The following is a 23,006-nucleotide window of genomic DNA, read 5'->3' as shown; positions in this document are numbered from 1 at the left end:
GTCTCAGACCCTGGGCGGGCGGCCGGGCGGGGTGATTCCGTGCCGGGTCTTGTCCCAGTAGAAGGGGCGGAAGATCATCTCGAACACCGCCTTGTAGGCGGCGAGGGCGGCCAGCGGCGCATAAGGGTGCATCAGCGGCAGCCACCAGGCCATCCGCCGCCGCCCGGCCAGCCACAGCCCGGTGGCGTGCACCGCGATGTTGAGCGCCTCGCACAGGATGAACGCCCCGCCCAGCGCCCACAGCAGCCAGGAGGGCGCGAGCCCCGACAGCGGGTGCGGCAGGCCCAGCGGGACCAGCCAGAACGACCACAGCACCGGCAGCAGCAGGAATTGCGACAGGCTGGCCAGGAACACCACCTGCAGCCCGAAAAAGCGGCGCGGGCCGAGGTCGCGCCACAGCCGCGCGGGGTGGCGCATATGCGCCGACCAGGTCATCGCATAGCCCTTTATCCAGCGCGAGCGCTGCTTGATCCAGGGCCAGATCCGGCAATTCGCCTCCTCGGCGGTGACGCAGGTCATCAGCTCGGTTCGGTAGCCGAACCGGGCCAGTCGCACGCCCAGATCGGCGTCCTCGGTCACGTTGTGGGCGTCCCAGCCGCCCAGGGCCTCGATCACCGCGCGGCGCAGGAACAGCGTGGTGCCGCCCAGCGGCACGACGAGTCCCAGCCGCTCCAGCCCCGGCAGCATCACCCGGAACCAGCTCGCGTATTCGATGGTGAAGCAGCGGGCCAGCCAGTTCTGGTCGCTGTTGTAGAAATCGAGCACCCCCTGCAGGCAGGCAACCTCCGGGCCGCTGCCCTCGAACCGGCGCACAACGCGGTCGATCTGGTCGGGGTCGGGGGCGTCCTCGGCGTCGTAGATGCCGATGATCGAGCCGCGGCAGAAATCCAGCGCGAAGTTCAGCGCCCGCGGCTTGGTCTTGAGGCTGCCGTCGGGGACGGTGACGATCCGCATCCATCCCGGCAGCCGCGCCGCGGCCAGCGCGTCGCGGGTGACCTGGTCTGCCTGTTCGGTGACCAGGCAGATGTCGAGCAGCTCCTTGGGGTAGGTCAGCTTCTCCAGCCGGGCGACGAGGCGCGGCGCGATGTCCTCCTCGCGGAACAGCGGCACCATCACCGAGACCACCGGGCGTGGCCCGGGCAGGGTCACAGGGCGCGGCGGCACGCGGCGGGTGGCGGCCAGGACCGCCGCCGCCTTCAGAGCGAACAGCGCGAGCAGCGCCAGCATGGCCCAGCCGGTCAGCAGGGCGAAGGTGGTCGCCGGCGCGGCCAGCAGCAGCGCCAGCAGGCCCAGCAGCGCGCCCCCCACGGCATAGCGCGGCGCGGCGCCATACCAGAAGCGGCAGCTCAGCGCCTCGGCGACGCGGGTCTCGGCGGCCGCGGCCAGGGGGGCGGCGCGGGCGTGCAGCAGTGCCGCGCGCAGCTGGTCGGCATCGCAGATCGCCATCACGGCCCGGCCGAATTCGCGGGGCAGGGCGCGGCGGATCTCGGCGAAGCGGTCGGGGCGGGCGGTGGCGACGACCGTATCCCCGCCGAGCCGGCGCAGCGGCACCGCCTGCAGCGCCAGGCAGCGCTGCACGCCGATCTCGTCGATCAGGCGGGGGTCGGGGGCGGTCAGATCCAGATCGACGCGCTCCGCGCCGTGCAGATCTGCCAGCGCTTCGGTCAGCGTCTCGGACGACAGCAGACCGCGCCGCAGCAGCAGTTCCTCGGGGCGCAGGTCGCAGTTGGCCGCGGCCCGGGCCGCGTCGATCCATTGCGCGGGGGTCACCGCGCCGCGCTGGCACAGGGTTCTGCCGAGCGAGCGACGCCGCGCCGGCGGCGCGCGCCGGAACGAGAGATCCTGCGGGAGGGACGGGAGGGGAAGGGGGGCCAGGGCCATGACACGCTTGCACCGTAGAAAATCACGGTGCAAGCGTCGGTTGCGCGGGTTAACGAAGCGTTAACACTTGCGGCATTTTTGTGAAAAAGCCTCAGCCCCGGGCGTTCATCGCGGCCACGAAGCGCTCGAACAGGTAGTAGCTGTCCTGCGGGCCGGGGCTGGCCTCGGGGTGATACTGCACCGAGAAAACCGGGCGGTCGGCCATGCGGATGCCGCAGTTCGAGCCGTCGAAGAGCGACACATGGGTCTCCTTCACGCCGTCGGGCAGGGTCTGGCTGTCCACGGTGAAGCCGTGGTTCATTGAGGTGATCTCGACCTTGCCGGTCTCCAGGTCCTTCACGGGATGGTTCGCGCCGTGGTGGCCGTGGTTCATCTTGATCGTCCTGGCGCCGAGTGCGAGCGCCAGCATCTGGTGGCCGAGGCAGATGCCGAAGACCGGCAGATCTGTCTTGTCCAGCACCTCGCGGATCATCGGCACGGCGTATTGGCCGGTCGCGGCCGGGTCGCCGGGGCCGTTCGACAGGAACACGCCCTCGGGATCATGCGCCAGAACCTCCTCGGCGGTGGCGGTGGCGGGCAGCACGGTCACGTCGCATCCGGCGCTGGCGAGGCAGCGCAGGATGTTGCGCTTGGCGCCGAAATCGATGGCCACGACCCGGCGGCCGGGCACGTCGCGCTTGGTGTAGCCCTCGGGCCAGGCCCAGCGTTTCTCGTCCCAGCGGTAGCTCTGCGAACAGGTCACGTCCTTGGCCAGGTCGAGCCCCTCCAGGCCGGAGAAGGCGCGCGCCTTGGCGACCAGCGCGGCGACGTCGAACCTGCCCTCGGGGTCATGGGCCAGCGCCACATGGGGCGCGCCCTGCTGGCGGATGGCGCGGGTCAGGCGGCGGGTGTCGATGCCGCCGATGCCGATGCGCCCGCGCCGGGCCAGCCAGCCGCGCAGATCCTCGGCCGCGCGCCAGTTGCTGGGCTCGGTCGGGTCCCATTTCACCACCATGCCCGAGGCCACGGGCTCGGCGGCCTCGTCATCCTCGTCATTGACGCCGACATTGCCGACATGGGGGAAGGTGAAGGTCACCACCTGGCCCGCGTAGGAGGGGTCGGTCATGATCTCCTGGTAGCCGGTCATCGCGGTGTTGAAGCACAGCTCGGCCACCGTCTCGCCGGTGGCGCCGAAGCCGTGGCCGTAAAAGACGGTCCCATCAGCGAGGGTCAGGCAGGCGGTCGGGCGGGGCGGGGTCTGTGCAACAGGCATGGCGGGCTCCGAACGGTAAATCGCGCGGAACCTAGGCGCGGCGGGCGGTGGGGTCAAGGGGGCAGGGGGCGGCGGCGGGGCGTTCTAGGGCCACGGCTTGCCCCGGGGCGCGCAAGAGATTAGATTGCGGGGCTCCGACTCACGGAACATGGACAATCGTATGGATATGCGTACGCGCATCGCTGAAGCGCTGAAAGCGGCGATGAAGAACAAGGACGCCGACCGACTGTCGACGCTGCGGTTGATCAACGCCGCGATCAAGGACAAGGACATCGCCCTGCGCGGCGAGGGCGGCGAAGACGGGGTCACCTGCGACGATGTGCTCCAGATCCTCGGCCGCATGGTCAAGCAGCGCCAGGAAAGCGCGCGGGCCTATGAAGAGGGCGGCCGGCTGGAGCTGGCCGAGAAGGAGCGCGCCGAGATCGCGGTGATCGAGGAATTCCTGCCCAGGCAGCTGGACGAGGACGAGGTCGAGGCCGCCATCGCCGGCGCCATCGCCGAGGTCGGCGCGGATTCGATCCGCGACATGGGTAAGGTGATGGGCGCTCTGAAGGCGAAATACACCGGCCGGATGGATTTCGGCGCGGTCGGCCCCAAGGTCAAAGACCGGCTGGGGTGAGCGGCGTCCTGAAAACCGTCCGGCGGAGCGGTTTCAGCGCCGAACGGGGAGCCCGGGACGGCGCATCCGCCACCCCCCTTCGTCGGCACGGAATAGACGCCGTCATTGAACGCGGCGCCCTGACCTTCACTCAGGGTATTTCCGCTCGGCCCTGGCGGTGCCCAGCTTGCCTCCACGTTCCTGTTTCTGCGCCGTAGCCGTCCATTCGTAGGTGTGCGAACCACCTGGCGGGCAGGGGCTCTTGTATTTGAATGCACCCGGCTCAATGACCTCTTGCCCGCTGTAGGCCACCACCCCGCCGCCGTGATTGTAGCTTGGGACATTGCGGTCTTTCAGGCGGAACCGAATGAATTGCGTGCCCTCCGGCACGTCTTTCAGCACGAAGCGCGGGTTGTTCACGGTGTTTGGACGGCCCGATGTGCAGAGTTTCAGCGGCCCCCATTCGAAAGCCAATTCGAACGCCGAGGCCGGCGACGTCAAGGTCAAGGTTGAGGCAATGACGATGCTCAGTCTGCGTATCATGGTCACGTTTGTCTTTGGTGAAATCGCCGCGAGGCTACTATGCCGATGCCGCCGGCGTAAAGTTCGGGCAACAGATGCCGCGCCATCGGTTCCGAAAGCGTTGAGCCGCCGATCGGGCGTTTTCGCCCTCGCCCTCACTCCGGGTACTGCCGGGCCGCCCTCGCCGTGGCCAGCACGCCGCCATCTGCCTGGCGCTGTGCCGTGGCCGTCCATTCGTAGTGATGCACGCCGCGGGGCGGGCAGGGGCTCTTGTATCTGAACGCCCCCGGCTCGATCACATCCTGGCCGGAATAGGCCACGACCCCGCCACCGTGGTCGTAATGCGGCGCGTCGTGGTCCTTCAGCGTGAAGCGGATGAAGGCAGTGCCCTCCGGCACCCCGGACAGCGCGAAGCGCGGGTTGTCCACGATATTTGGGTGGCCGGTGGTGCAGGGCTCCAGATCGCCCCAGGTGAAGGAGATGGTGAAAGGCGCGGCGTCGGAGGGCATGGCGAAGTTCCGCAATCTGCATGGGCTGCCTGTCATCCTAGCAGATTTCCCGTCGCGCGGGAACGCGCTCACGGCAGGCGGCGCAGCCGCTCCAGCAGTTCGTCGTGCAGCCGGGCGCGTTCCTCGGGGCTGAGGAAGGCGCCGATCTCGACCTCGCGGCCGCCGCCCTTGAGGGTGACGTAATTCTCGACCGGGCCGCCGGTGGGGTGGAGGTGGACGCTGACCCAGTAGGGGTTGGCCTGCCAGTGCAGGGGCGCGCGGCGCGGCTGGTGTCGCGTCAGCTCGATCCGGTCGGACCACAGCGTCAGCTCCTCAATCAACTCGCCGTCCCTGTAGCTGCGTTCCAGCAGCCACCACAGCAGCGCCAGCGCGCCGAGGGCGAAGGGCAGCAGCCCCCACAGCACCGGCGATCCCACCACCGCGATCAGCGGAACGGTGAGCAGGGCGAAGGTGAGGCCGATGAACCAGACGAAGCCGCGGCGCGGCAGCGAGCGGTAGGGCCACAGGTGCAGCACCGCGATCGGCGGGTCGCCCGCCGCAAAGGAGAAGGCCCCGGAATTCTCCGGGGCCCCCTTGTCGTTCATGTCCCATTCGTGGGGCATCAGTGGGCGTGGCCCTTGTCCCAGTCCTCACGCTTGGGGAGCGTCTCGAAGGTGTGCTCCGGCGGCGGCGAGGAGACCGTCCACTCCAGGGTGTCGGCGTATTCGTTCCAGTAGTTGTTCTCGGTCACGCGCTTGCCTGCGAACAGGGTGTAGAACATGATGCCGATGAACAGCAGGAACGAGGCGAAGGACAGCAGCGCGCCGTAGCTCGAAATCTCGTTCCAGTGGGCGAAGGCCTCCGGATAGTCGATGTAGCGGCGCGGCATGCCCTGGCGACCCAGGAAGTGCTGCGGGAAGAAGGTCAGATTCACGCCGATGAAGAACAGCCAGAAATGCACCTTGCCCAGCAGTTCGGGATACTGACGGCCCGACATCTTGCCGATGTAGTAGTAGATCCCGGCGAAGATGCAGAAGGCCGCGCCCATCGACATGGTGTAGTGGAAGTGGGCGACCACATAATAGGTGTCGTGATAGGCCCGGTCCACGCCCGCCTGGCTGAGCACCACGCCGGTCACGCCGCCGATGGTGAACAGGAAGACGAAGCCCATCGCGAACAGCATCGGCGTCTTGAACTCGACCGAGCCGCCCCACATGGTGGCGATCCAGCTGAAGATCTTGATGCCGGTCGGCACCGCGATCACCATCGTCGCCATCATGAAGTAGGACTGCTGGGTCAGCGACATGCCCACGGTGTACATGTGGTGCGCCCAGACGACGAAGCCCAGGACCCCGATCGCGACCATGGCGTAGACCATCGGCAGGTAGCCGAAGATCGGTTTGCGCGAGAAGGTCGAGATCACATGGCTGGCCAGGCCGAAGCCGGGCAGGATCACGATATACACCTCGGGGTGGCCGAAGAACCACAGGATGTGCTGGTACAGGATCGGGTCACCGCCGCCCTGCGGCTGGAAGAAGGTGGTGCCGAAGTTGCGGTCGGTCAGCAGCATCGTGATGGCACCGGCCAGCACCGGCAGCGCCAGAAGGATCAGCCAGGAGGTCACGAAGATCGACCAGGAGAACAGCGGGACCTTGTGCAGGGTCATGCCCGGCGCGCGCATGTTCAGGAAGGTGGTGATCATGTTGATCGCGCCCAGGATCGAGCTCGCGCCCGAGACGTGCACGGCGAAGATCGCCAGGTCCATCGAGTAGCCGCCCTCGGCGGTCGAGAGCGGCGGGTAGAGCACCCAGCCCACGCCCGAGCCGAGCTGGCCGTTGCCGCCGGGGCTGAGCACCGAGGCCACCGCCAGCGCGGTGCCGGTCACATAGAGCCAGAAGCTGAGGTTGTTCAGCCGCGGGAACGCCATGTCCGGCGCGCCGATCTGCAGCGGCATGAAGAAGTTGCCGAAGCCGCCGAACAGCGCGGGGATGACCACGAAGAACATCATCAGGATGCCGTGGCCGGTGATCAGAACGTTCCACAGGTGGCCGTTCGGGGTGCAGTCTTCGACGGCCGCGGGGGTGAAGCGCGCGCCCTCGAGGCACATGTATTGCACGCCGGGCTCCATCAGCTCCAAGCGCATGTAAACCGTGAAGCTTACCGCGATGAAGCCGACGATGGCCGCCGTGATGAGGTACAGAATACCGATGTCTTTATGATTGGTGGACATGAACCAGCGGGTGAAGAACCCGCGAGTGTCATGCTCACCGTGGCCGTGAATGGCAGCGTCCGCCATGCCTCGCCTCCCGTTTCGCACTGTATGAGGGCGGAGAGGAGCATGGCTCCCTCCGCGCGTTTTCCCTGGAGCCGTTCTAGAATGCCCGGCGCGGGTCGGCAATCCTCCACTGCGCCTGCGGGTGCGAAAAATCGCCGCGCGGCAGAAGGCACCCGCGCATATCGGCGGCGGCACTCCTATATCAGGATGTTCGGGCCGGACGGCCTGTGGTGCCGGGGTTCAGGCCGGGCCGAAGATGTCGTCGAAGGTCCGCCGCAGCGCGACATCGACATCGTCCATCGTCACCGGCAGGCCGAGATCGACCAGGCTGGTCACGCCGTGTTCGCGGATGCCGCAGGGGACGATTCCCGAAAAATGCGACAGGTCGGGTTCGACATTGATCGCCAGCCCGTGAAAGCTGACCCATTTGCGCAGCCGCACCCCGATCGCGGCGATCTTGTCCTCGGGGCTGGCGCCGGTGGCGGTCAGCGGCTTGTCGTCGCGCACCACCCAGACACCGACGCGGCCCTCGCGGCGCTCGCCCTTCACGTTGAACTCGGCCAGGGTGGCGATCACCCAGGCTTCGAGCTGCGACACGAAACGGCGCACGTCGCGCCCGCGCGCGCCCACGTCGAGCATGACATAGACCACGCGCTGCCCCGGCCCGTGATAGGTGTATTGCCCGCCGCGCCGCGTCTCGTGGACCGGAAAGCGGCCGGGATCGGTCAGGTCCGCGGGGTTGGCCGAGGTGCCCGCGGTATAGAGCGGCGGGTGCTCTACCAGCCAGACCAGCTCGTCGGCGCGGCCCTCGGCGATGGCGGCGGCGCGCGCCTCCATCCGGTCGAGGGCCTCCTCATAGGGGGTCAAACCGGGGGAAATCAGCCATTCGACCATCGCCTGTGCGGTCCTTTCCTTGCTTGACAGCTTCGCGGGCGGTTGTGGACACTATGTCCATACTGACGGCGCGGAGTCGCGCCGCCGCCCCAGCTTTATGCATTTCAGGGAGCAATGTCATGTTCACCAAGCAGTTGACCAGCGCCATTCTTGCCACCGGCCTCGTGCTGGCGCCGGCGGCCCGCCTGTCGGCCGATACCGGCGACGCCATCGCCGGGGCGATCATTGGCGGCGCGATCGTGGGGGCGATCAGCAATGCCGAGAAGAAAAAGAAACGCACCGTCTATGTCACCCCCGGCTCGGCGGCGACCCGCGCCGAGAACAGCGAGATCCAGACCTCGCTGAACTATTTCGGATTTCCGGCCGGCGTGGCCGACGGCGTGCTCGGGCGCAACTCGCGCAATGCGATCTCGCAATACCAGGCCTTCATGGGCTACCCGGCCACCGGCCAGCTGACCCAGTATGAGCGCGACTTCCTGGTTGGCTCCTACCACCGGGCGATCGCTGGGGGCGCGGCCACGACGCAAATGATCGCGGCCAACCCGATGGGCCCGCGCGGCCTGCTAAAGACCTATCAGCAGGAGGCCGCGGGCATGACCCCGACGACGCCGGTCGTCACCCAGCCGCAGGCCGCGCCCCCCGCGACCACCGCCGCCACGCCGGCGGCGCCGTCCGGCGCGATGCCCAGCTTCATCGGGGCGGGCGAATCGGCCTCGCTCGCCTCGCATTGCAACCAGGTCAGCCTGGTGACCAGCAGCAACGGAGGCTTCACCACCGAGGCCAGCATGACCGATGCCGACTTCGCCCTGAGCGAGCAGTTCTGCCTGGCCCGCACCTATGCCATCGCCTCAAGCGAGGAGATCATCGCGCAGGTCAGGGGCTACACGCCGCAGCAGATCACCGAACAGTGTCAGGGATTCGTCCCGGCGCTGCGCGAGCATGTGGCGGCGCTGTCGCTCAAGCCGATGAACGAGGTGATGCAGGGCGTGGGCGATTTCGTGCTGCAATCGGGCATGGCCCCGGCGCAGCTGGCGGGCACCGCCCGGGTATGCCTCGGCGTCGGCTACCGCACCGACAACATGGATCTGGCGCTGGGCTCGGGGCTGCTGCTGACGGCGCTGGGCGAGCAGCCCTACGCCGAACTGATGGGCCACCACCTGAGCCAGGGCTTCGGCGCCTCGAGGCGGACCGACCTGGCGATGCCCTGGTACGAGGCCGCGGCGCAGGCCATCGGCAACGGCGCGGTGCCGGTCTTCGCCCCCGGCCAGCCCGAGCGCAACGGCCTGATCATCAAGGCCGCCTATCAGGTCGGCGGACGCTCGGGCGTCGCCGCCCCGGCCCCGGCGCCCGCCGCGCCGCAGCCGGCCGCGCTGCCCAGCTTCCCGGTGCAGAAATGACCCGCGCCTGAGCGTCGGAGGGGGGCGGCGGACCGCCCCCTTTCGCGGCACTGAAAAAGGCGAAAAATTCCCCTTCACATCGCCCGATCCAGCCGCTATGTAACCGCGCACTACCTGATCACGTGCGGTCGTGGCGGAATTGGTAGACGCGCAGCGTTGAGGTCGCTGTGGGGTAACTCCCGTGGAAGTTCGAGTCTTCTCGACCGCACCATTCTCTCCCTTCTTTCGGTTCTGACGAGGACGCCGCGCCGCGCTGCGCGGGTTTCGTCGTGTCGTGGGGTTACCCCGCACGGGCGGACCACCGGCGCAGGAAAATCGGCGGAAAACTGGCGTTTTCATGGGCAAAAAACCTGATTTCGGGCCCGAAACCAGTTCTTTCCAGATTCCTCGTTGCCATCAGGTTTCAGAATGTTACCGTTTGGACAGCGGACACAGAATCCGGCTCGAAAGGCGTGGCACGGCCGCGCGCGATAACAGGGGAAAGACACTTGAGTGGCGAAACCGGCAACGGATTCGTGGTCTTCGACCGCGTGCAGAAAAGTTACGACGGCGAAACGCTTGTCGTGAAGGATCTCAACCTCTCGATCGGCAAGGGCGAATTCCTGACCATGCTGGGCCCCTCGGGGTCGGGCAAGACGACCTGCCTGATGATGCTGGCGGGATTCGAGACCGCCACCCACGGCGACATCCTGCTCGGCGGCCAGCCGATCAACAACATCCCGCCGCACAAGCGCGGCATCGGGATGGTGTTCCAGAATTACGCGCTGTTCCCGCACATGACCGTGGCGGAGAACCTCGCCTTCCCGCTGGAGGTGCGCAAGATCGGCAAGTCAGAGCGCGAGGCGAAGGTCAAGCGCGCGCTGGAAATGGTGCAGATGGGCGAGTTCGGCGGCCGCCGGCCGGCGCAGCTGTCGGGCGGCCAGCAGCAACGTATCGCGCTGGCCCGCGCGCTGGTCTTCGAGCCCGAACTGGTGCTGATGGATGAGCCGCTGGGCGCGCTGGACAAGCAACTGCGCGAGCACATGCAGTTCGAGATCACCAAGCTGGCGCATGACCTTGGCATCACCACCGTCTATGTCACCCACGACCAGACCGAGGCGCTGACCATGTCGGACCGCGTGGCGGTGTTCGACGACGGCCGCATCCAGCAGCTCGCACCGCCGGATGTCCTGTACGAGGAGCCCGAGAACAGCTTCGTCGCGCAGTTCATCGGCGAGAACAACACGCTGGAAGGCACGGTTCAGGAGATCAAGGACGGCGTGGCGCTGGTCAAGCTCGACGGCGGCGAGCTGATCGACGCCAAGCCGGTGAACGTGTCCGAGGCCGGCGAGCGCACGCTGGTCTCCATCCGGCCCGAGCGCGTGGAATACAACAAGGACCGGTTGCAGCCCGACGCCCATACCCTGAAGGCCGAGGTGCTGGAGTTCATCTACATGGGCGACATCTTCCGCACCCGGCTGCGCGTGGCCGGGCGCGAGGATTTCGTGATCAAGACCCGCAACGCCCCCGACCAGCGCCGGCTCAGGCCCGGCGAGCAGATCGAGATCGGGTGGCTGCCGGAGGATTGCCGCGCGCTGGACGCCTGAGGGCGCCGGCGCGTCGAGCCCCGCATCCTGCCCGGGGATGCGGGGGATACCGACAAACGGGCGATAAACAAGGAGAGATATCGCATGAAACTGAAGACCGTTCTTCTGAGCACCGGCGCTATGCTCGGCGCTGCCGCGGCCTTTGCGGAGAGCCACGGAAACATGGCTGACAGCATGACGCTGGTCAGCTGGGGCGGGGCCTACCAGTCCAGCCAGACCAATGCCTACTCCGAACCCTACAAGGCCCAGAACCCCGGCCTCGAGGTGGTGTGGGACGAAAGCTCGAACGAGGCGGTGGCCAAGCTGCGCGCCATGAACGAGGCCGGCAACATCACCTGGGATCTGGTCGACGTTGTCGCTTCCGACGCGATCCGCCTGTGCGACGAGGGCCTGGCGCTGGAGATCGACCATGACGAATGGCTCGCCCCCGCGCCCGACGGCACCCCGGCGTCGGAGGATTTCGGCGACCTGATCGTCAGCGACTGCTTCATCCCGCAGATCGTCTATTCGACCACCGCCGGTTACCGCACCGACATGGTGGGCGACACGCCGCCGACCTCGATCTGCGCGATGTTCGACACCGAGACCTATCCCGGCAAGCGCAGCCTGGAAAAGCGCCCGATCAACAACATGGAATGGGCGCTGCTGTGCGACGGCGTGGCCAAGGAAGACGTCTATGACGTCCTGGAGACCGACGAGGGCCAGGCCCGCGCCTTCGCCAAGCTCGACACCATCAAGGACGACGTGATCTGGTGGTCGGCGGGCGCCGACACGCCGCAGCTTCTGGCTGATGGCGAGGTCGTCATGGGCACCACCTACAACGGCCGCCTGTTCTCGGTGATCGAGGAGCAGAAGCAGCCGGTGGCGATGCTGTGGGACGCGCAGGTGTTCGACCTCGACGGCTGGATCGTGCCCGCCGGCCTGCCGGCGGACCGGCTGGCGCGCGTGAAGGATTTCCTGCGCTTCGCCACCGACACCCAGCGTCTGGCCGACCAGGCCAAGTACATCTCCTACGGCCCGGCCCGCGCCTCTTCGGCGCCGCTGGTGGACAAGCACGCCACGCTCGGCATCGACATGGCCCCGCACATGCCGACCGATCCGGCCAACGCCACCAACACCTTCCTCTACAACTACGAGTGGTGGGCGGATTACCGCGACGACCTGGACGCCAAGTTCCAGGCCTGGCTGGCCAAGTAAGGCGTCCCGAAACGCCATGTGACCGGGGGAGGGGCCGCGCCGGCCCTTCCCCGCCCAGGAAGAAACAACGGGGAAAATCATGAGCGACGCAACCGGCACCGGCCCCGTCCTTGCCGCCGACGGAAGACCGCTGAAGCGCAGCCTGCAACGGGCGCTGAGGGCGCAGAAGCTCAGGGCGCTGGCCCTGATCGCGCCGCTTCTGATTTTCATCATGGTGACCTTCATCGCGCCGATCGCGGACATGCTGTTCCGCTCGGTCGAGAACCAGATCGTCTCCGAGACCCTGCCGAGGACGGTTGTCGCACTGAAGGACTGGGATCCGAAAACCGGCGAGGCGCCGGGCGAGGCGGTCTTCGCGGCGCTGGCCGCGGACCTGCAGGTCGCGGTCGAGGAAAAGACCCACACCAAGGTCGGCGTGCGGCTGAACTACCAGAAGACCGGCGTCTCGTCGCTGTTCCGCAAGTCGGGCCGCAAGGTCAAGGGCTGGGACATCGCGGCCGACGCCCCCTTCAGGGAAAAATTCATCGAGATCGACGAGGATTGGGGCGACGTCGAGCTCTGGCAGACGATCAAGACCTATTCCTCGCCCTATACCGCGGGCTATTTTCTGAACTCTCTCGATCTGGAGCTGGGCCCGGACGGGGTGCAGAAGGTGGACGAGGACCTCGCCATATACCGGCTGCTGTTCAACCGCACCATCATCATGAGCCTGACGATCATGGGCAGCTGCGTGTTGCTGGGCTACCCGGTCGCGTTCCTGCTAGCCAACCTGCCGCTGCGCAGCTCGAACCTGCTGATGATCCTGGTGCTGCTGCCGTTCTGGACCTCGCTGCTGGTGCGGACCTCCTCGTGGAAGGTGCTGTTGCAGCAGCAGGGCGTGATCAACGACATCCTGGTCTGGGCCGGGCTGGTCGATGACGCGCAGCGCCTGGTGATGATCAACAACCAGTTCGGCACGATCGTTGCCATGACGCATATCCTGCTGCCCTTCATGATCCTGCCGCTCTATTCGGTGATGAAGACCATCCCGCCCTCCTATGTGCGGGCGGCGAAATCGCTGGGGGCGACCAACTGGACGGCCTTCTGGCGGGTCTATTTCCCGCAATCGGTACCGGGGATCGGCGCGGGCTGCATCCTCGTGTTCATCCTGGCCATCGGCTATTACATCACGCCCGAACTGGTGGGCGGCACAGACGGCACCTTCATCTCCAACCGGATCGCCTATCACATCTCGCGCTCGGGCAACTGGGGGCTGGGGGCCGCGCTGGGCACGATCCTGCTGGCCGTGGTGCTGCTGCTCTACTGGATCTACGACAAGATCGTGGGCATCGACAACGTGAGCCTGGGATAAGGAGAAGACCGATGAACCTGCCCCCTTATGCCACCCTCGGCCAGCGCGTCTGGCACTACAGCTTCAAGGTGATCTGCGCGCTGATCTTCTTCTTTCTGATCGCGCCGATCCTGGTGATCATCCCGCTCAGCTTCAACGCCGAGAATTTCTTCACCTTCACGCCGGGCATGCTGGCCTTCGAGGCCGATGCCTATTCGCTGAAGCATTACGAGGATTTCTTCACCAACCCGAACTGGCAGCAGGCGCTGCGCAACTCGGTCCAGATCGCGCCGGTGGCCACCGTCCTGTCGGTGAGCCTCGGCACGCTGGCCGCGATCGGGCTGAGCCAGCCGCATGTGCCCTTCCGCCGGGCGATCATGGCTATCCTGATCTCGCCGATGATCGTGCCGCTGATCATCTCGGCGGCGGGGATGTATTTCTTCTACAGCCGGATCGGGCTGCAGGGCACCTATGTCGGCGTCGTTCTGGCCCATGCCGCGCTCGGCATCCCCTTCGTCATCATCACGGTGACCGCGACGCTGGTGGGCTTCGACCAGTCGCTGACGCGGGCCTCGGCGTCCCTGGGCGCGGACCCGGTGCGGACCTTCTTCAAGGTGCAGATGCCGCTGATCCTGCCGGGTGTGATCTCGGGCGGGCTGTTCGCCTTCATCACCTCGTTCGACGAGGTGGTGGTGGTGCTGTTCGTCGGCTCGGCCGGGCAAAAGACGCTGCCCTGGCAGATGTTCACCGGCCTGCGCGAGCAGATCAGCCCGACCATCCTGGCGGTGGCGACGCTGCTGGTGGTGATCTCCATCGCTCTGCTGACCATGGTCGAGGTCCTGCGCCGCCGCTCGGAGAGGCTGCGCGGCCTGTCGCCGGGCTAAGGCGGCGGGTTCCGGAAACGGAGGTAAGCCGCTCCAGACGCTGAGTTTTCCGAAGGCGCGACCCCCGGTGTCCGGGGGCCGCGCCTTTGCCATTCCAAAGGCGGGAAGGCGCCGTCTTTTGGTCACGATCCTGGTGTTGGTGAAAGAGGTTTTCGCTGGGTGAGGGCGCCCCGCAGCGGGGCATGTGGAGTGAGTTAGAGGAACGGTAATGGCCGCAAGACATAGTGTGTGTGAATGGAACGGCAACGGGGAATGGCCCTTTCACGGGGAGGATGAAAACAGGGGAACAAGCCGGTCGCAGGGTGGACGGACCGCGCGGATCAATGGCGGTGACGGTGACGACACCCTGACCGGCACGGAGGTCGCCGACCGCATCAATGCCGGCGACGGCGACGACACGGTCGCGGGCGGCGGCGGCGATGACGTGATGTTCGGCAATGACGGCCAGGACACGGCGGTCTACGCCGGCTCGATCCTCGATTTCGAATGGTCCGGGGGGCGGGGCGGCCGGCTCTTCGTCGCCGACCGGAACGCCGGCGACGGCGACGAGGGCGCCGACATGCTGAAGCATTTCGAGGCGCTCCGCTTTGCGGATTACACGCTCGATCTGACCGGAAACAACGCGCCGCTGGTCGTTCTGAGCGACCAGGACACCGACGAGGACACTGCCGTCAGCTTCGCCTTCGATGCGTTCGATTTCGACGGCGGCACGCTGGCCGTCGAGAGCGCCAGCGTGACGGGCGGCGGCACGGTGACCCTTGCGCCCGGCAGCGCCGCGCTGACGCCCGCGACCGGGGCCGGGGCGCGATACACGGCGATCTTCGATCCGGGCGCCGCCTACCAGCACCTTGCCCTGGGCGAAGTGGCGACCGAGACGCTCGAACTGGTGGTTTCGGACGGGCAGGGCGGAACCACGACCCGGACCGCCGCGGTCGAGATCCACGGTGTCAACGACGCCCCCGACGCCCATGACGACAGCGGCGTGGTCGGCGAGGATGGCCCCGGGATCGTCATCGACCTGCTGGGCAATGACAGCGATCCCGATGCAAGCGACCTGATTGGCATCGACAGCTTCGACTTCTCGGGGATGCGGGGCACGGTGACCGACAACGGCGACGGCACGGTGACATACGACCCGGCCGGCGCGTTCGAGGATCTCGTTGCCGGCGAGACGGCGCTCGACAGCTTCAGCTACACGGTCAGCGACGGCAACGGCGGCCATGACACGGCCACGGTCGGCGTCACCGTCGAAGGCGCGGACGACGCGCCGGCCGACGGCGCCGTGGTGGCGGATTTCGAGGGGGTGAACGACCGCTTCCCGCGCGACTATCTCGGCCTCGACTGGTCGTCCCGGTGGTTCTCGGCAGAGGCCGACGATTGGGGCGGGGCCTCGGGCTACGCCAATGGCGTCACCTCGGGGACGCGGATCGCCTACAACGGGGCGGCCCGGCCTGTCACCATCTCCGGCACCGATTTCGATCTGGAAAGCGGCGCTTTCACCGCCGCCTGGAACGACGGGCTGACGCTGACCGTGACCGCCTATGACGACGGGGTCGAGATCGGCCGTCAGGATGTCATCCTGAATACCTCGGGGCCGAGTCTTGTCGCGTTCGACGATGCCATTTTCGATTCGGTGGACAGCGTGACCTTCGAAAGCTCCGGCGGCGCCAATGCCGGGCTCGGCGGATCGGGCGCACATTTCGTCGTCGACGATCTCAGCTTCTATCTCTGAGGGCGCACAACATGACCGGACAGGGGCCGCCGCCGCGCGGCCCCTTCTTGTTGCGGGCGCTCAGTGCCCCAGAAGCGCCAGCCAGACCCAGACCGTCAACACCGACAACGTGGTCGCGATCAGCACGCTGGAGGCCGCCACCCGCTTGGCCGCGCCATACATGTTGGCGAAGATATAGGCGTTGGCCCCCGGCGCCATCGCCGCGGTCAGCACCGCCGAGCGGAACTGCCCCGTGGACAGGCCGAGCAGGCTGCCCGTGACCCAGACGATCGCCGGGTGGATCACCAGCGACACCGTGACCGCGAAGGCGATGGTCCTGAGGTCCCCCTCGGGCCGGTAGCGGAACAGCACGCCGCCCAGACCGAACAGCGCCGCCGGCAACGCCGTGCGGGCCATCAGTTCGACCGCGTCGCTCAGCGCGCCGGGCAGGGGCAACCCGGTGAGGTTGACGACGAAGCCGGCGATGATCGCCAGCACCAGCGCGTTCGAGAACATCGCCTTGAGGATCGCCCCCGAGGTGCCGGTCAGGCCGCGCCCGCGGTTTCGGATGATCTCCATCGCGGTGATGCCCACGCCGTAGCAGAACGGCGAATGGATGGCGATGATGGCGTAGTTCGGCGCCAGCGCATCGGGGCCGTAGGCGCGTTCGGTGATCGGCAGGCCGAGCAGAAGCGAGTTGGAAAACAGCCCGACGAAGCCGATGGCCACGCTGTCCTCCCAACTGCGCCCGAACAGCAGACGCGCCCCGGTCATGGCGATGAAGAAGCACGACAGCGCGCCGGAATAGAAGCTGAGCAGCAGCCGGGGGTCGAAATTCTGGCCCAGATCCAGCGTCGAGATCCCGCGGAACAGCAGGATGGGAACGGCGAATTGCTGCGTGAAGCGCACCAGCCCGTCCACCGCCGCATCCGAGAACAGCCCCCGCCAGACCGCGACATAGCCGAACGCCAACACCAGGAAGACGGGCAGGATGACGTCCAGCAGCGCCTGCATCTAGATCTCGTAGCTGATGGTCATCCCATCATAGGCAGGGGTGACATGCGCAGGCGTCTCGGCGTCGAGCGTCGCATAGTCGAGATCGATATGCATGTTGGTCAGCACCGCGCGGGTTGGGGCCAGGTGGTCGATCCACTCCAGCGCCTTGTCGAGATGCAGATGCGTGGGATGCGGCTTGCGCCGCAGCGCGTCGAGGATCAGGCAGTCCAGCCCCTCCAGCTTGGCCCAGCTTTCGTTGTACATCTCGGCCACGTCGGGCAGGTAGGCAAGTTCGCCCACCCGGAATCCCAGCGCGTCGATCGTGCCGTGGTTGACCTTGAACGGCGTCAGCGTCACGGCGCCTCCCGCGCCCTCGATCACCACGTCGCCGCGGATGGTGTGCATGTCCAGGATCGGCGGATAGGCCGAACCCTCGGGCTGCACGAAGGCATAGCCGAAGCGCGAGAACAGCGCCTCCTGCGTGTCGCCGTCGGCCCAGACGGGCAGGCGGCGGCGCAGGTTGAAGACGATCTGGCGCAGGTCGTCGATCCCGTGCACATGATCGGCATGGGCATGGGTGTAGACCACGGCGTCCAGCTCTCCCACGCCGGCGCGCAGTAGTTGCGCGTGCATGTCGGGCGAGGTGTCGATCAGGACGCGGGTGGTGCCGGCGCCGGTCTCGCGCTCGATCAGCATCGAGCAGCGGGTGCGGCGGTTCTTCGGCTCGTCGGGGTCGCAGGCGCCCCAGTGCCCGCCCAGACGCGGCACCCCGCCGGACGATCCGCAGCCCAGGATGGTGAAACGCAGCGCGGCCATCAGGTGGCCTCTTTCCACGCGGCCGCCTTGCTGAAGAGGCGGTCGAAATTGGCCTGGGTCCGGGCCGCGAAATCGGCATAGTCGAGGCCGAAGACCTCGGCCCCCACGCGCGCGGTGTGGGCGGTATAGGCGGGCTCGTTGCGCTTGCCGCGATAGGGCGGGGGCGCGAGATAGGGCGCGTCGGTCTCCAGCAGGATGCGGTCCAGCGGGGCGGCGGCGAAGATCTCGCGCAGCTCGGCCGATTTCGGGAAGGCGGCGATGCCCGACATCGACAGGTAGAAACCGAGGTCGAGCGCGGCGCGGGCCAGTTCGGCCCCGGAGGAGAAGCAGTGCATCACGCAAGGGTAGGCGCCGGCGCGGTGTTCCTCGGCCAGGATGCGGGCCATGTCCTCGTCGGCGGCGCGGGAATGAATGATCAGCGGCAGGCCGGTCTCGCGCGCGGCGGCGATATGGACGCGCAAGCTCTGCTGCTGCATCTCGGCGCTGTCGGCGGTGTAGTGGTAGTCGAGCCCGGTCTCGCCGATGCCGACGAATTTCGGATGGCTGGCCAGCGCGACCAGTTCATCGACCGTCACCCTCGGCTCTTCGGCCGCGCTCATCGGGTGGATGCCGGCGGCGAAGAAGACGGGCGCGTAGCTTTCCGCGATGGCCTGCACCCGGGGCAGGTTCCGCAGCTTGGTGCAGATGGTCACCATGCGGGTGACGCCGGCCTCGGTGGCGCGGGCGATGATCTCGGGCAACTCGCCTTCGAAATCGGGGAAATCCAGATGGCAATGGCTGTCGGTAATCTCGGGGGTCTGCGTCATGAATATGCCTGCGGGGCGGCGAGGCGCGCCGCCAAGTCGTCGATCCTGAGCACGGTATCTAGAATGAGCGCGGCGGGGTCAAGGTTCACCGCCTTGCCCTGGCGGGCGCGGGCGCCGAGCTCCTGCGCGGCCTCGGCCCAGGCGCGCGCGGCATGCGTGTCGGGGCAGAGCCGGGTCATCAGCGCGGCCTCGCCCCGCGCCGCCTCGGGGGCGGGGGGGCCGGCCACACCGGTCCGCGCCAGCCGGGCCAGGAACAGCTCGAACAGCCGCAGCATCAGATCGAAGCGCGGCTCGGCGCCCTTGCCCGCGGCGCCTTCGGCCAGTCTGAGCATCCGCGGCCGGTCGAGCGGCGCGAAGAGCCCCACGATCTCGGCATAAAGCGCCAGCCCGTCGAGATTGGCGAGCCTGATCGCCTCGCCGACCGAGCCGCCGGACAACGCCGTCAGCGCCTCGCTCTGGTCCGTCGCCATCCCGGCTCCTGCCAGCGCCGCGGCCATGTCCGCCGCACCCAGCGTTGAGAGCCGCAGCTCGCGGCAGCGCGAGCGGATGGTGGGCAGCAGGCGCGAGGGCTGGTGCGCCACCAGCAGGATCACCGCGCCTTCGGGCGGCTCCTCCAGCAGTTTCAGCAGGGCGTTGGCGGCGTTGGGGTTCATCTCGTCGGCGGCATCGACGATGACCACGCGCCGCCCGCCCTCGGTGGCCGAGAGGGCGAAGAAATTCTTCAGCTTGCGTGCCTCGTCCACGGTGATGACGGTTTTCAGCCGCCCCTTCTTCTCGTCCACCGCGCGGCGCAGCAGGAACAGCCGTGACTCCGACAGCGCCGCCATGCGGCGGGCGACAGGGTGATCGGGCGCGACATCGAGGCTGGCCGGGGCAGGGGGCGCCTCGCCGAACAGGCCGCCGCCCTGATCGCTGGGCTGGGTCAGCAGGAAGCGCGCGATCCGCCACGCGAGCGTCGCCTTGCCCACGCCGCGCGGACCCGTGATCAACCAGCCGTGGTGCATGCGCCCGGTGGCGAAGGCCTCCAGAAACGCGGCCTCGGCGGCGGACTGACCCAGCAGCGCGCTGGTCTCGCGCGGGTGCGGGGCGCCCTCGACGCGGTCGGGTTCGAGCAGATCGTCGCTCATCTCAGGCGCTCATGTGCGATGCGGGCCACGTCCGCGGCCACCGCGTCGATGTCGCGCGTTCCGTCCACCACCACGCAGCGCGCGGGGAACTCGCGCGCCAGCGCCAGGAAGGCCGCGCGCATCCGCGCCTGCATGGCCTCGCCGAAATCCTCGAACCGTTCCTCGGTGCCGTTGCGCCCCCTGGCGCGCGCGAGGCCCAGGGCCGGGTCCATGTCGATGACGAAGGTCAGGTCGGGCTCGCGCCCGATCATCATGGCGTGCAGGTCGTCCACCAGCCCGCGCAGATCGCCCCGGGTGATGCCCTGGTAGACGCGGGTGGAATCGGCGAAACGGTCGCAGACCACGACCTTTCCGGCCGCCAGCGCGGGGCGGATGGTCTTTTCCAGGTGGTCGCGGCGGGCGGCGGTGAAGAGCAGGATCTCGGTCTCGGCGGACCAGCGGTCGGGGTCGCCCTCCAGCACCAGGCGGCGGATCTCCTCGGCGCCGGGCGAGCCGCCCGGCTCGCGCGTCAGCGCCACGTCGCGGCCCTCGTCGTGCAGGCGCTCGGCCAGCAGCCGGGCCTGAGTGGACTTGCCCGAGCCGTCGATGCCCTCGAAGGTGATGAACAGGCCGCGTTCCGCCATCAATTCAGGGCCTGCGCCTCGCCGGCGATCTGGCGCAGCAGGACCTCGGCCGCGGTGCGAAGCCGGGGCAGGAAGCCGCCCCTGGCCACGGCCTGCTCGGCCACGAGGGGCAGTTCCACGGGGTCCATTCCCGGCATCTCGACCATCAGCGTGGCGATCCGCTGGCCGGCCTTCAGCGGCGCCTCCAGCGGGGTGGTGTAGACGACCTCGGCCTTGATCGCCTCCTGCAGGACGGCGGGGACAAGCAGCTCGATATCCTCACCTGCGACCACGCCCACTTGGCGCGCCGCGCCCAGCCAGACCGGCGCCGTGGCAAGCCGCGTGCCCTTCTTGACCACGGTCTTTTTCACGAACTGGCGGAAGGCCCAGTTGACCACGCGCTCGCCCTCTTCGGAGCGCTCCTCGGCGGAGCTCAGCCCGGAGATCACGAAGACCACGCGTCGGTCGCCCTGGCGCGCCGAGCCGACGAGGCCAAAGCCGGCCTCCTCGGTATGGCCGGTCTTCAGCCCGTCGGCCCCGACGCCCAGCTTCAGCAGCGGGTTGCGGTTGAAGCGGTTCTGCGGCGCGCGCCCGTCGAACTCGTATTCCGCCAGCGAGAAATAGCCGTAATATTCGGGAAACTCGGAGATCAGCCGGTTCGCCAGCGTCGCCAGATCCTTCATCGACATGCGCTGGTTCGGGTCTGGCCAGCCGCTGGCATTGGCAAAGGTCGATTGCGTCATGCCCAGGGCCTGGGCGCGCTCGGTCATCAGCCGGGCGAAGGCCTCCTCGGTGCCGGCCAGGCCCTCTGCCACGACCACGCAGGCGTCATTGCCCGATTGCACGATGATGCCCTTGATCAGATCCTCGACCCGGGGCCGGTCGCGCTCGTTCAGGAACATGGTGGAGCCGCCCATGTTCTTGGCCCGGGTCGAGACCGAGAACTGCGTGTCCAGTGTCACCCGCCCGTCGCGCAGCGCCTCGAACAGCATGTTCAGCGTCATCAGCTTGGACATCGAGGCCGGCGGCAGGGGCACATCGGCGTTCTTGCTCAGCAGCACCGTGCCGGTGGTCTGGTCCATCACATAGGCCGCGGTGGCGCGGGTCTCGAAGGCGCGGGCCGGGGCCGGAAGCAGCAGCGCTGCGGCCAGTCCGGTCAGCAGGATCGTCAGAAGGCGCATGGCTCGGTCCTTGTCACTGGGCTTGGGTCAGTTGGTCACGAAATAGGCGTCCGCATAGCCCAGCCCCTTGATCTGCTTGAGCAGCGTGGCGCGTTCGCCGGCGCTGGCGGCGGGGCCCACGGTCACCCGCCAGAAGGTCTTGCCGCGGCTCTCCTGCTTCAGGACGGTGGGCACGATCCCGGCCTTTCGCAGCGCGTCGCCGGTGCGCTCTGCGTTGGCTTGAACGCTGAAGATCCCGATCTGGATGAAGGGCTTGGCCAGCTTGCTGGGCTGCGGGGCAGGGGCGGGGACGGGCTGTGGTTTGGGCGCGGGAGCTGCGGCGGCAGTCGTCTCTCCGCCGTCCTGGCCGGCTTCGCCCTCTGCCGCGTCGATCGCCGCCGCGGCCGAGGCGAGCGGATCGAGCGGCGTTTCCTCGACCGCCTCCGGCGCCTCGAAGGCGGCGGTTTCGGCGGGCGTCTCCTGCTGCACCTCCTCGCGGCGCAGGGCGGTGACGTTCAGCGGCGTCGGCTGGCCCGCGACCAGTCCCAGTGCCGCGGCGGTGTCGGAGGAGACCTGCAGCCTCGGCCCCGGATTGTCGCGCTCGCGGCGGAACAGGGCGCCGATGACGAACTTGCCGTTGGCCTCGTTGCGGATGATCACGCGTTCGGGGTCGGTGACGCCGGGATAGGCCACCCAGACCCCGCCCAGCGAGGGCCGTCCGTCCCACAGCCCCGCCTCGGAGACCTGGAACACCTCGGGCGCTTCGACATCGCGCTCGACCAGGCGGGTCGAGACGGCGGCGCCCCCCTCCGCGGCGTCGGTTTCCTTTTTGCGGAACAGGTCTGCGCCATCCTGGCAGCCGGCCAGCGCCAGCGCCGCCCCCAGCATCAGCGCCATGCGGGTGATCGGAAATCCTGCCATTCTTGCCCCCTATTGTCGCGCAACGACGCCGGTCGCCCCCGTGGGGGGCTTCCGGCGCGGCGCGGTTGCCTGTTTCGCCCCTTGTGAGGCGGGTTTGGCGGCATGATACCGGCACCTCCGCCGCAAGAAAAGGCCACGCGGCGGAGGGAGGCGATTTTCGGCTGGCCGTTCGCGCAGCAAAATCGTATTTCCCTCCCCCAGAGCCCGCCCGAGCCGGAGGAGTGGCAGAGTGGTCGATTGCACCGGTCTTGAAAACTTGTGCGGGAGTATTGTGGAAGGGTGGCAGAGTGGTCGATTGCACCGGTCTTGAAAACCGGCGATGTGCAAGCATCCGTGGGTTCGAATCCCACCCCTTCCGCCAATTAAAACAGCCACTTAACGGTAGTTCGCACCTCCTACCGTTGCCCTGCTACAAGCTCGCTACACGCTGGCGGTTCAGGGTGGTGGGATTCGGTCAGTGCGTTTAGGGTCAGGACCCATAAACCTGCTTGAGGCTGCCCGGTCTGCGTGATTCAAGCTCCCAAACAGAGGGGGCATCATGAGCGGGCATTTCTGGCTGACAG

General features: G+C 67.7%; 21 protein-coding genes and 2 tRNA genes. 9 read left to right on the top strand and 14 right to left on the bottom strand.

Translation table 11 applies throughout. From position 1 onward, the window contains the following. Positions 1-3: 3 nt before the first annotated feature. On the bottom strand, positions 4-1,770 hold the full coding sequence (locus tag KCI33_RS08835) for a glycosyltransferase (RefSeq protein ID WP_212524421.1): 1,767 nt from the start codon (positions 1,768-1,770) through the stop codon (positions 4-6). A 202-nt stretch (positions 1,771-1,972) separates the two neighbouring features. Further along, positions 1,973-3,133, bottom strand: a complete 1,161-nt coding sequence (gene carA, locus KCI33_RS08830; RefSeq protein ID WP_212524420.1) for a glutamine-hydrolyzing carbamoyl-phosphate synthase small subunit — start codon at positions 3,131-3,133, stop codon at positions 1,973-1,975. A gap of 160 nt (positions 3,134-3,293) precedes the next feature. On the opposite strand from carA, the gene KCI33_RS08825 reads away from it, so the two are divergent. After that, positions 3,294-3,752 (top strand): GatB/YqeY domain-containing protein, encoded by a 459-nt coding sequence (locus tag KCI33_RS08825; protein WP_212524419.1) that lies wholly within the window; start codon positions 3,294-3,296, stop codon positions 3,750-3,752. 126 nt (positions 3,753-3,878) lie between these two features. On the opposite strand, the gene KCI33_RS08820 is transcribed toward KCI33_RS08825, so the two are convergent. The 5 genes from KCI33_RS08820 to lipB form a co-directional block, all read right to left on the bottom strand. Next, the gene (locus KCI33_RS08820) at positions 3,879-4,274 is read right to left on the bottom strand and encodes a hypothetical protein (RefSeq protein ID WP_212524418.1); all 396 of its coding nucleotides are present in this window, start codon (positions 4,272-4,274) and stop codon (positions 3,879-3,881) included. 134 nt (positions 4,275-4,408) lie between these two features. Beyond that, positions 4,409-4,762, bottom strand: coding sequence for a hypothetical protein (locus KCI33_RS08815; RefSeq protein ID WP_212524417.1), 354 nt, complete (start codon positions 4,760-4,762; stop codon positions 4,409-4,411). A 68-nt stretch (positions 4,763-4,830) separates the two neighbouring features. Next, positions 4,831-5,364 carry a DUF2244 domain-containing protein gene (locus KCI33_RS08810; RefSeq protein ID WP_212524416.1) on the bottom strand — a complete coding sequence of 178 codons (534 nt, stop codon included), beginning with the start codon at positions 5,362-5,364 and terminating at the stop codon, positions 4,831-4,833. Further along, positions 5,364-7,037: a cytochrome c oxidase subunit I gene (gene ctaD, locus KCI33_RS08805; RefSeq protein ID WP_212524415.1), complete on the bottom strand. Its 1,674-nt coding sequence runs from the start codon at positions 7,035-7,037 to the stop codon at positions 5,364-5,366. The genes KCI33_RS08810 and ctaD overlap by 1 nt, the downstream gene beginning before the upstream one ends. Before the next feature lie 219 nt (positions 7,038-7,256). After that, a complete protein-coding gene (gene lipB / locus KCI33_RS08800; RefSeq protein WP_282960728.1) occupies positions 7,257-7,940 on the bottom strand; it encodes a lipoyl(octanoyl) transferase LipB in 684 nt (227 codons plus the stop codon). Positions 7,941-8,029: 89 nt separating this feature from the next. On the opposite strand from lipB, the gene KCI33_RS08795 reads away from it, so the two are divergent. The 7 genes from KCI33_RS08795 (at position 8,030) to KCI33_RS08765 (ending at position 16,036) form a co-directional block, all read left to right on the top strand. Continuing rightward, the gene (locus KCI33_RS08795) at positions 8,030-9,307 is read left to right on the top strand and encodes a peptidoglycan-binding domain-containing protein (RefSeq protein WP_212524413.1); all 1,278 of its coding nucleotides are present in this window, start codon (positions 8,030-8,032) and stop codon (positions 9,305-9,307) included. A gap of 124 nt (positions 9,308-9,431) precedes the next feature. Beyond that, positions 9,432-9,518: transfer RNA gene (locus KCI33_RS08790), tRNA-Leu, on the top strand. Positions 9,519-9,795: 277 nt separating this feature from the next. Then, positions 9,796-10,893, top strand: coding sequence for an ABC transporter ATP-binding protein (locus KCI33_RS08785; RefSeq protein ID WP_212524412.1), 1,098 nt, complete (start codon positions 9,796-9,798; stop codon positions 10,891-10,893). 84 nt (positions 10,894-10,977) lie between these two features. After that, positions 10,978-12,090 (top strand): extracellular solute-binding protein, encoded by a 1,113-nt coding sequence (locus tag KCI33_RS08780; RefSeq protein ID WP_212524411.1) that lies wholly within the window; start codon positions 10,978-10,980, stop codon positions 12,088-12,090. 79 nt (positions 12,091-12,169) lie between these two features. Then, the gene (locus KCI33_RS08775; RefSeq protein WP_212524410.1) at positions 12,170-13,441 is read left to right on the top strand and encodes an ABC transporter permease; all 1,272 of its coding nucleotides are present in this window, start codon (positions 12,170-12,172) and stop codon (positions 13,439-13,441) included. Positions 13,442-13,452: 11 nt separating this feature from the next. After that, positions 13,453-14,304 (top strand): ABC transporter permease, encoded by an 852-nt coding sequence (locus KCI33_RS08770; RefSeq protein ID WP_212524409.1) that lies wholly within the window; start codon positions 13,453-13,455, stop codon positions 14,302-14,304. Positions 14,305-14,530: 226 nt separating this feature from the next. Then, positions 14,531-16,036 carry a cadherin-like domain-containing protein gene (locus KCI33_RS08765; RefSeq protein ID WP_212524408.1) on the top strand — a complete coding sequence of 502 codons (1,506 nt, stop codon included), beginning with the start codon at positions 14,531-14,533 and terminating at the stop codon, positions 16,034-16,036. A gap of 60 nt (positions 16,037-16,096) precedes the next feature. Here KCI33_RS08765 and KCI33_RS08760 read toward each other — a convergent pair whose 3' ends face one another. Genes KCI33_RS08760 through KCI33_RS08730 form a run of 7 tightly spaced genes read right to left on the bottom strand, consistent with a single transcriptional unit; the run spans position 16,097 to position 22,443 of the window. Further along, entirely contained in the window at positions 16,097-17,029 is a 933-nt protein-coding gene (locus KCI33_RS08760; RefSeq protein ID WP_212524407.1) for an AEC family transporter, read from the bottom strand. Next, a complete protein-coding gene (locus KCI33_RS08755; protein ID WP_212524406.1) occupies positions 17,030-17,827 on the bottom strand; it encodes an MBL fold metallo-hydrolase in 798 nt (265 codons plus the stop codon). Continuing rightward, positions 17,827-18,633, bottom strand: a complete 807-nt coding sequence (locus KCI33_RS08750; RefSeq protein ID WP_212524405.1) for a TatD family hydrolase — start codon at positions 18,631-18,633, stop codon at positions 17,827-17,829. The genes KCI33_RS08755 and KCI33_RS08750 overlap by 1 nt, the downstream gene beginning before the upstream one ends. Next, positions 18,630-19,760, bottom strand: a complete 1,131-nt coding sequence (locus KCI33_RS08745) for a DNA polymerase III subunit delta' (RefSeq protein ID WP_212524404.1) — start codon at positions 19,758-19,760, stop codon at positions 18,630-18,632. The genes KCI33_RS08750 and KCI33_RS08745 overlap by 4 nt, the downstream gene beginning before the upstream one ends. Further along, positions 19,757-20,383, bottom strand: a complete 627-nt coding sequence (tmk, locus tag KCI33_RS08740) for a dTMP kinase (RefSeq protein WP_212524403.1) — start codon at positions 20,381-20,383, stop codon at positions 19,757-19,759. Before tmk ends, KCI33_RS08745 begins: the two co-directional genes overlap by 4 nt. Next, entirely contained in the window at positions 20,383-21,543 is a 1,161-nt protein-coding gene (locus tag KCI33_RS08735; protein ID WP_212524402.1) for a D-alanyl-D-alanine carboxypeptidase family protein, read from the bottom strand. The genes tmk and KCI33_RS08735 overlap by 1 nt, the downstream gene beginning before the upstream one ends. 27 nt (positions 21,544-21,570) lie before the next feature. Beyond that, the gene (locus KCI33_RS08730) at positions 21,571-22,443 is read right to left on the bottom strand and encodes an SPOR domain-containing protein (protein ID WP_212524401.1); all 873 of its coding nucleotides are present in this window, start codon (positions 22,441-22,443) and stop codon (positions 21,571-21,573) included. Between the two features lie 273 nt (positions 22,444-22,716). On the opposite strand from KCI33_RS08730, the gene KCI33_RS08725 reads away from it, so the two are divergent. Further along, positions 22,717-22,804, top strand: a tRNA-Ser gene (locus tag KCI33_RS08725). Positions 22,805-23,006: the final 202 nt, after the last annotated feature.

The sequence above is a fragment of the Actibacterium sp. MT2.3-13A genome, assembly GCF_018139985.1.
Classification (GTDB): domain Bacteria; phylum Pseudomonadota; class Alphaproteobacteria; order Rhodobacterales; family Rhodobacteraceae; genus JAGSOU01.
The sequence above is the reverse complement of the archived record's forward strand: the minus strand, read 5'-3'. Positions and strand labels throughout refer to the sequence as shown.

Bases quoted from the DNA above. Each gene is read 5' to 3' on its own strand.
- KCI33_RS08760 (WP_212524407.1), bottom strand. From the start codon at position 17,029: ATGCAGGCGCTGCTGGACGTCATCCTGCCCGTCTTCCTGGTGTTGGCG.
- KCI33_RS08750 (WP_212524405.1), bottom strand. From the start codon at position 18,633: ATGACGCAGACCCCCGAGATTACCGACAGCCATTGCCATCTGGATTTC.
- KCI33_RS08770 (WP_212524409.1), top strand. From the start codon at position 13,453: ATGAACCTGCCCCCTTATGCCACCCTCGGCCAGCGCGTCTGGCACTAC.
- KCI33_RS08780 (WP_212524411.1), top strand. From the start codon at position 10,978: ATGAAACTGAAGACCGTTCTTCTGAGCACCGGCGCTATGCTCGGCGCT.
- KCI33_RS08820 (WP_212524418.1), bottom strand. From the start codon at position 4,274: ATGATACGCAGACTGAGCATCGTCATTGCCTCAACCTTGACCTTGACG.
- KCI33_RS08810 (WP_212524416.1), bottom strand. From the start codon at position 5,364: ATGCCCCACGAATGGGACATGAACGACAAGGGGGCCCCGGAGAATTCC.
- KCI33_RS08730 (WP_212524401.1), bottom strand. From the start codon at position 22,443: ATGGCAGGATTTCCGATCACCCGCATGGCGCTGATGCTGGGGGCGGCG.
- KCI33_RS08775 (WP_212524410.1), top strand. From the start codon at position 12,170: ATGAGCGACGCAACCGGCACCGGCCCCGTCCTTGCCGCCGACGGAAGA.
- KCI33_RS08815 (WP_212524417.1), bottom strand. From the start codon at position 4,762: ATGCCCTCCGACGCCGCGCCTTTCACCATCTCCTTCACCTGGGGCGAT.
- KCI33_RS08745 (WP_212524404.1), bottom strand. From the start codon at position 19,760: ATGAGCGACGATCTGCTCGAACCCGACCGCGTCGAGGGCGCCCCGCAC.
- ctaD (WP_212524415.1), bottom strand. From the start codon at position 7,037: ATGGCGGACGCTGCCATTCACGGCCACGGTGAGCATGACACTCGCGGG.
- KCI33_RS08755 (WP_212524406.1), bottom strand. From the start codon at position 17,827: ATGGCCGCGCTGCGTTTCACCATCCTGGGCTGCGGATCGTCCGGCGGG.
- KCI33_RS08825 (WP_212524419.1), top strand. From the start codon at position 3,294: ATGGATATGCGTACGCGCATCGCTGAAGCGCTGAAAGCGGCGATGAAG.
- tmk (WP_212524403.1), bottom strand. From the start codon at position 20,383: ATGGCGGAACGCGGCCTGTTCATCACCTTCGAGGGCATCGACGGCTCG.
- carA (WP_212524420.1), bottom strand. From the start codon at position 3,133: ATGCCTGTTGCACAGACCCCGCCCCGCCCGACCGCCTGCCTGACCCTC.
- KCI33_RS08735 (WP_212524402.1), bottom strand. From the start codon at position 21,543: ATGCGCCTTCTGACGATCCTGCTGACCGGACTGGCCGCAGCGCTGCTG.
- KCI33_RS08795 (WP_212524413.1), top strand. From the start codon at position 8,030: ATGTTCACCAAGCAGTTGACCAGCGCCATTCTTGCCACCGGCCTCGTG.